The sequence below is a fragment of the Mycobacterium sp. genome (assembly GCF_035623875.1).
Taxonomy (GTDB): Bacteria; Actinomycetota; Actinomycetes; order Mycobacteriales; family Mycobacteriaceae; genus Mycobacterium.
This window is the reverse complement of record NZ_DASPSP010000203.1, coordinates 1-6473: the sequence shown is the minus strand read 5'-3', so window position 1 is coordinate 6473 and position 6473 is coordinate 1. Positions and strand designations below refer to the sequence as shown.

Sequence of the window (6473 nt, the reverse complement as noted above, 5' to 3'; positions counted from 1 at the left end):
TAGCTATAGACGACGGTGGCCTGGGCATCGCCCGGTTTCCATGTGATCGTGCCGTGCTCGAACGTGGATTTCTTGCCACCGTCGGGGGTGTCTGTCTCATCGCTGGTCGGAAAACCGAGCTTGCCATCCATTCCACCCACCTCGTTCCATTTGTCACGGATCTTGCCCAATACGACAAAGGACCCAGCGCCATGAACGCAGATGGCGCCGCCGTCAAACTCCTGGAAGCCGCCGCCGTCGGGGTGCTTGTCCTCGTTGCCCGTCGGCTGCCCCAGCGACTTCCGTGTGGCGGCATCAAGTGACTCGTACTTCGCGAGGATGGGCCCCTCTACCGTGTACTCCACACCATTCGCGCCCGCCATCTGAGTTGAACTCGGAGCGCTCGCGGATGGCCCGGTAGCAATTGCCGACGTCACCGACGAGGTCGGAGAGCCCGCAGTTTGGCCGGCCTTCTCCTTGGTGGCCTGGCTACATCCGGCGCCAGTCAACGCGACCACCGCGATTGCCGCGGAGAATGCCGCTGTTCGTTTCGTTATCGCGCGCATCTCATTCCTCTCGAATTGGCCCGCAACCTCTCGCCCAACGGTAGGGATTGCCCTACACAGGCTCGGTCCATCATGTCGGGCGGAAACCTCAGGGCGGTCCCATCATCCGACCCGGTCCCATCATGCCGGGCCCCATCATGCCGCCGCCCATCATCCCTCGCATCATCGGTGGCATTCCATCACGGACAAAGCCCGTGACCTCGCCGGCATGTGCGCGAATGGCTTGCGTAAGGGCTGGGTCATCGGCGGTTTCTTCGGCAATCACACCGGTGGGAGTGAAAGTCAGCTGGCGGCGATAGCCGTTCGCATGTCTGAACAGCGTTGGCAGACTGCCGCTCATGCACATGACCTCTGCACCCTGGTCGACATGGGAGTACATGCTCGATACGTGCGCTTGCAGTTGCCCGACTAGGTCAGGCGAGTTCGATTGGGTGGTGGTGCGTATCCCGCCGGGGATTTCCTCGACGGTGCGGGTGATTTCGCTGTGCCGGTTGAACATTTCGGTGTAGCGACTCATGTCGGCGGGATCGACGCCCATGCCGTTGTGGTCGACGAGTCGGATGTCCAGCGCCGACCATCTAAAGCCCCGTAGTAGGTATCCCAGCGCGAACGCGCCGCCGCTAGCTCCGAGTGCGGCAAGCGTTGCACGGCGCGTTAACTTTGCCATCCGGCGCTCTCGGTGCTAGGGCCCAGGAGTGCTCGGGGGTGAGGTTGTGGGCGACTGTGGACTCGGCCCCATCATCCCGCCGGGGCCCATCGTCATGCCGGGCATCATCTGTCCCGGTGTCATCTGGCCGCTCGGCGTCTTCGGGCCTCCCGGCCCCATCATTCCGCCCTGTGCCATGTGGTCTCCGGGTTTCATCTGGCTACAGCAGTCATCCATCTTTCCGGGCCCCATGTGGTGACCGCCCATGCTCCAGCTCAGAAAGAACCCGGAGAAGAAAATCGCCGCGACGATGAACAAGCCGCCGGCGACGATGCCCACCCACGCCAAGGCTTGATTTATACGATTCGGGTGGCCATCTCGCGAAGGCTCAACAGCGGATGGCGCCCCCGTCGTCGCGCCGGATTCAGATGCTTCAGTCATGCCAGTGTCCGCCCTTCGTGTCGCGCATTTCAGGTCCTTGGTTTGAACAATCGCTGCCATGCTACCCCACCCTGGGTGGGGTGGGATAGAGTGCGAATAGCCCAAGTCAATTGGGGGGCTGCGTTTGCCGATGACAGCAGCCGAAAGGAGACGGTGATGGCGAAGGAGTTGACGGCCAAAAAGCGTGCGGCGCTCAACCGGCTAAAGACGGTGCGGGGCCATCTCGACGGGATCATTCGGATGCTCGAAGCCGACGCGTACTGCGTGGATGTGATGAAGCAGATTTCGGCTGTGCAGTCGGCATTGGAGCGCACGAACAGGGTGATGTTGCACAACCACCTAGAGACCTGCTTCTCGGAGGCCGTCCTGGGTGGGCGGGGGACGACAGCCATCGACGAACTCGTCGACGCCCTCAAGTTCAGTCCCGCGTTGACCGGTCCGGACGCCTGTTTGAACGGCACGACCACTGACGAGACGGTGCAAGTCGGCGCATCATGACCGCTAGCGCAAACTGGTGCCGAGGTCAAACCCGCATTGCGGCCTTTTTGGTCGGAAACCGTCGCTCAGCGACGCGTGAGGCACGTCGGGCGCGTGGGCAGCACATCGGACGGCCCATGGCGCTTGACGAGAAGAAAGCCGCTCTGGCGCAGCGGATGAATGCCAGCGGTGAATCGGCAAGCACGATTGCGGCGACGCTCGAAGTGAGCCGTGCCACGGTGTACCGGGTGCTTGCCCAGGAGGCAGACAGCAGCGATACGTCCCCTTAACGTGCGGAGGCGTGCCGCTGATGGCGACCGATCAAACCTCTTCTGGGAATCGTCTAGCGCCTATGGTGGTGAATCGGGAAACTCGGGGGCCGGGAGCGACGGAGGGTCGGATGACCGCAGCGATGGCGTGCCGTGTGTGCGGCGCCGAGCCGCGCGAGGGCGCACGGTTTTGCGATGCGTGCGGTTCCCTGATCGCACCGGCTACCGGCCCCGCATCTTGACCATCGGCTAGCGCCGGTTTTGAACCAAAACGGCGCCGCACTCGTGTCACTGCCGGAAGGCTGGTGATGGACATTCCGGAAACCGGCGCGATGCGGGCGCTCTACAACCAGCACGGCGCGGCTTTATGGCGCTATGCGTGCCGGTTGACGAGCAATGCGACCCGTGCCCAGGACGTTGTGCAGGAGACGCTTCTGCGGGCGTACCAGCATCAGGAGGTTGTCGACGGCAACGAGCGGTCAACCCGCGCCTGGCTGTTTACCCTCGCCCGCGACATCTCGTCCAACGGCTCGGGCGCGCCGGAGGCGGGCGGATCGGATGAACTCAACTCGGCGCTGAACCGGACGTTGGTCGCCGACGCGTTCGCGCGGCTGCCTGCCGAACATCGCGCGGTTGTTCGACGCGCGCACTATTACGGCTGGACAACCGCACAAATCGGCGCGGATCTGGGAATCGCCGAAGGCACCGTGAAATCGCGGCTGCATCACGCGCTGCGAACCCTGCAGCGGACGCTGCAGGAGATGGGAGTGGCACAATGACCGCCTTTCCGGGGCTCGGACCATCCGTCCCTGAACCCCGCGGCCAAGACGGCCACAAGTATGCACAGTGGGACGCGGCCTACGTGCTGGGGTCATTGTCCGAGATGGACCGGCGCGAATTCGATGCACACCTGGGCGAGTGTCCGTCATGCCGGGACGCCGTAACCGAACTTTGCGGCATGCCCGCCCTGCTGTCGCTGCTGGAACGCGACGAGGTTACCGACGAAGATGACCCGGTAGCAGTTCGGCCGCCGTGGCCGCAGCCGGATCTGGTCGGTCGGCGGTGGGAAATGTCCGCCGTTGCAGGCTTGCTGGAGCGTGCACTCGATGGCCACGGCGCGGTGGTCGGCGTGGTCGGCGCGCCTGGCATAGGCAAAAGCCGTCTTGTGCATGAAGTTTCGGCGATGGCAGGTGCCCATGATGTCGACGTGTTCATCGCCTTCTGCGAATCGCACACCAGCCATGTCCCCTTCCATGCCGTGGCAAGCCTGTTGCGCGCTGCCACCGGCGTCGAGGGTCTTGATCCACCTGCCGCCCGAGCCCAGATCCGGGCTCAGGCTCCCGACGCGGAGCCTGAGGACTTGGTGCTCTTTGACGACCTGCTGGGCATCGCCGATCCCGATGTGGAGCTGCCGAAGATCGATCCGGATGCTCGTCGGCGGCGGTTGACCATGCTGGTCAATGCGGCCTCGCTGGCCCGCCAGGCCCCGGCGGTCTATGTCATCGAGGACACCCATTGGATCGATGAGGTCAGCGAGTCGCTGCTGGCCGATTTCCTCACGGTCATGCTGCAGACGCCCTCGCTGGTGCTGGTCACCTACCGACCGGAGTACGAAGGGGCGCTGGCTCGGGTGCACGGTGCTCAAACCATCGCCCTTGCGCCGCTGAGTGATTCAGAAACCGCGGCACTGGTCTCGGAGCTGCTCGGCCCGGATCCGTCGAATGGCGCGCTGGGCCAGAGGATCGCCGAGAGGGCCGCCGGTAATCCGTTTTTCGCCGAGGAGATCGTGCGCGAACTGGCCGAGCGGGGCGTGCTGCGCGGCGAGCCGGGTGCATACCTGTCGGCGGCAGAGGTTGGCGAGGTGAGCGTGCCGGTCACGCTGCAGGCAACCATCGCCGCTCGCATCGACCGACTCGACGCAACAGCAAAGCGCACTCTGAGCGCAGCGGCAGTGCTCGGCTCGCGGTTTGGCCTGAACCTGCTGACCGCGGTGGGAGTTGAAGCGGTCGTCGATGATCTGCTGGCCGCTCAGCTCATCGATCAGGTCCGCTTCACCCGGCAACCGGAGTACGTGTTTCACCATCCGTCGATTCGCACGGTGGCCTACGAATTCCAGCTCAAGTCGGATCGCGCCGAGCTGCACCGGCGCGTCGCGGCCGCGATCGAATCAAGCGACCCCGTAGCGGCCGATGAAAATGCTGCCTTGATTGCCGAGCATCTGGAGGCGGCCGGTGATCTGTACGCGGCCTACGGCTGGCACATGCGCGCGGCGATGTGGGCGACCAACCGCGACATCGCCGCGGCATGGCGGAGTTGGGAGCGTGCCCGAACGATCGCCGACGCCCTACCCGCCGATCACCCCGACCGAGCATCCATGCGCATTGCTTCCCGGACCATGTTGTGCGGGATCGCCTGGCGAGTCCATGAACATGCGGCGGGCGCCCGCTTCGATGAATTGCGGGAGTTGTGCGCCGCCGCCGGGGACAAGGCGTCACTGGCCATCGCCATGGCGGGGCTGGTGATGGACCACTTGCAAAAGGCCCGGCTGCGCGAGGCGTCGCAGCTGGCATCGGAAGCGATGGCCCTCATCGAGTCGCTCGGCGATCCGACCTTGACGGTGGGCCTGTCCCTCGCACCGATCGTCGCCAGAGGTTACTGCGCTGAGTGGTCTGACGCGCTGCGGTGGTCACAGATGGTTATCGACCTGGCCGACGGCGATCCCTCAAAAGGCAACTTCATCATCGGGTCTCCGTTAGCGCTCGCCTTTACGACGCGCGCTACGGCCCGTTATTGCCTGGGACGTCCCGGATGGCGCGACGACCTGCGGCATGGCCTCGCCATGGCCCGCAGCACCGACCCCATGTCCTACGCCACCGTTGTCGCCTACGCTTACACCTCGGGAATACCGCCTGGCGTGCTGACGCCTGACGATCGCGCGATGCGCGAGATCGAGGATGCCCTGCGAATTGCCGAACAATCCGGTGATGATGTCGCGTTCGCCCTCGCCCGGATGACGTTGGGCATTGCGCTGGTGCACCGCCGGACGGACACGGAGCGCGACCGGGGACAGCAGGTCCTGGCGGAGGTCAGTGAAGTGTTCCTGCGCCGGGGGTTCTTCCTGGCCGATTTACCTATCGTCGAGGTCTGCTTGGCTCGTGAGACGGCTCGGTGCGGAGATCGCGATGGCGCCATACCGCTCATGCGCGCGGCCGCCGATGGTCAATTCCGAGAGGGACGGCTGCTGGGGTGGAGCATTCCCCCGACAGGTGTACTGGTGGAAACACTGCTCGATCGGGGAGCTGAGAGTGACTTGGTCGAAGCCGAGGCCGCGATCGAGCGGTTAGCGGAGGCCGCGATCGAGCGGTTAGCGGCGCCGACCGACGACGGTTTCGCTGTGCGCGAGATCTGGCTGTTGCGGCTGCGGGCTCTCCTGGCGCGGGCTCACGGCGATGCCGCCGCTTACGCGCACTTCCGGGATCGCTACCGCGACATGGCGAAAACGCTTGACTTCGAGGGCCATATCGCGTGGGCCGAGGCGATGCCATGACGACGTCGGGATTGGCTTGCGGCTCGTGGGGACCGAGCTGCCGCCAAAGCCAACTTTTGCAACCAGTGCGGTGCCCTAGTTACCGGATCCAGTTGACAGCGTTCGAATGGTCGGCACACTATGAGCCAGCGCTGCAACCGACCAGCGCCAACAGCCAGTCCGCAGTCAGTCCGCAGTAGTTTCGACGACCGCCTTACTCGCCCAACGCTCCCAACGCCGTGAGCTGCATTTTTGCATCAGTGCCAACGCCATCAGCCGGACCAAACGCCCAGCTTCTCTCGTTCGCATCGAGTAGGTCAGGGATTCGAATCCGTCGCGGCGGTCAGCCCGGAAACCGACGGGTTTGCTACCCAGCGATTAAGGCTGCCCACCGCGCCAATCCACCGTTCCAGGAGAGGGAATGGTTTTGTTCGGGCCAGTACGTAATCGGGTGCGGAACTCAGGATCGGCTATATCTTTGGTCCCGATGATCAAGTCGCCTCTCACTCCGGTTGCGGTGATCGGCATGGCTTGCCGGCTGCCTGGAGGCATCGACTCTCCAGAACAGT

The 6473-nt window shown here is 64.3% G+C and carries 6 protein-coding genes and 1 pseudogene; 4 read left to right on the top strand and 3 right to left on the bottom strand.

The window, feature by feature from the left end:
- From VEI45_RS17230 to VEI45_RS17220, 3 genes are all read right to left on the bottom strand, one after another.
- Window positions 1-362: LGFP repeat-containing protein (locus VEI45_RS17230; RefSeq protein WP_414687514.1), on the bottom strand; the 362-nt coding region annotated here is incomplete at its 3' end.
- Window positions 363-633: 271 nt separating this feature from the next.
- The gene (locus VEI45_RS17225) at window positions 634-1212 is read right to left on the bottom strand and encodes a hypothetical protein (RefSeq protein ID WP_324855348.1); all 579 of its coding nucleotides are present in this window, start codon (window positions 1210-1212) and stop codon (window positions 634-636) included.
- A 15-nt stretch (window positions 1213-1227) separates the two neighbouring features.
- A complete protein-coding gene (locus VEI45_RS17220; RefSeq protein ID WP_324855346.1) occupies window positions 1228-1539 on the bottom strand; it encodes a hypothetical protein in 312 nt (103 codons plus the stop codon).
- Between the two features lie 249 nt (window positions 1540-1788).
- Between VEI45_RS17220 and VEI45_RS17215 the strand changes: the two genes are divergently transcribed.
- The 4 genes and pseudogenes from VEI45_RS17215 to VEI45_RS17200 all read left to right on the top strand — a co-directional run bounded on the left by VEI45_RS17215 (window position 1789) and on the right by VEI45_RS17200 (window position 5925).
- Entirely contained in the window at window positions 1789-2130 is a 342-nt protein-coding gene (locus VEI45_RS17215) for a metal-sensitive transcriptional regulator (RefSeq protein WP_324855344.1), read from the top strand.
- A 59-nt stretch (window positions 2131-2189) separates the two neighbouring features.
- Window positions 2190-2399, top strand: a pseudogene (locus VEI45_RS17210) (helix-turn-helix domain-containing protein); the annotation flags it as partial.
- Window positions 2400-2686: 287 nt separating this feature from the next.
- Entirely contained in the window at window positions 2687-3157 is a 471-nt protein-coding gene (locus tag VEI45_RS17205; RefSeq protein WP_324855342.1) for a sigma factor-like helix-turn-helix DNA-binding protein, read from the top strand.
- Entirely contained in the window at window positions 3154-5925 is a 2772-nt protein-coding gene (locus VEI45_RS17200) for an AAA family ATPase (RefSeq protein ID WP_324855340.1), read from the top strand. The genes VEI45_RS17205 and VEI45_RS17200 overlap by 4 nt, the downstream gene beginning before the upstream one ends.
- The last annotated feature ends 548 nt before the right edge of the window (window positions 5926-6473 follow it).

Excerpts from the sequence above, each read along its gene's own strand:
- VEI45_RS17225 (WP_324855348.1), bottom strand. The coding sequence starts at position 1,212 with ATGGCAAAGTTAACGCGCCGTGCAACGCTTGCCGCACTCGGAGCTAGC.
- VEI45_RS17215 (WP_324855344.1), top strand. The coding sequence starts at position 1,789 with ATGGCGAAGGAGTTGACGGCCAAAAAGCGTGCGGCGCTCAACCGGCTA.
- VEI45_RS17205 (WP_324855342.1), top strand. The coding sequence starts at position 2,687 with ATGGACATTCCGGAAACCGGCGCGATGCGGGCGCTCTACAACCAGCAC.
- VEI45_RS17200 (WP_324855340.1), top strand. The coding sequence starts at position 3,154 with ATGACCGCCTTTCCGGGGCTCGGACCATCCGTCCCTGAACCCCGCGGC.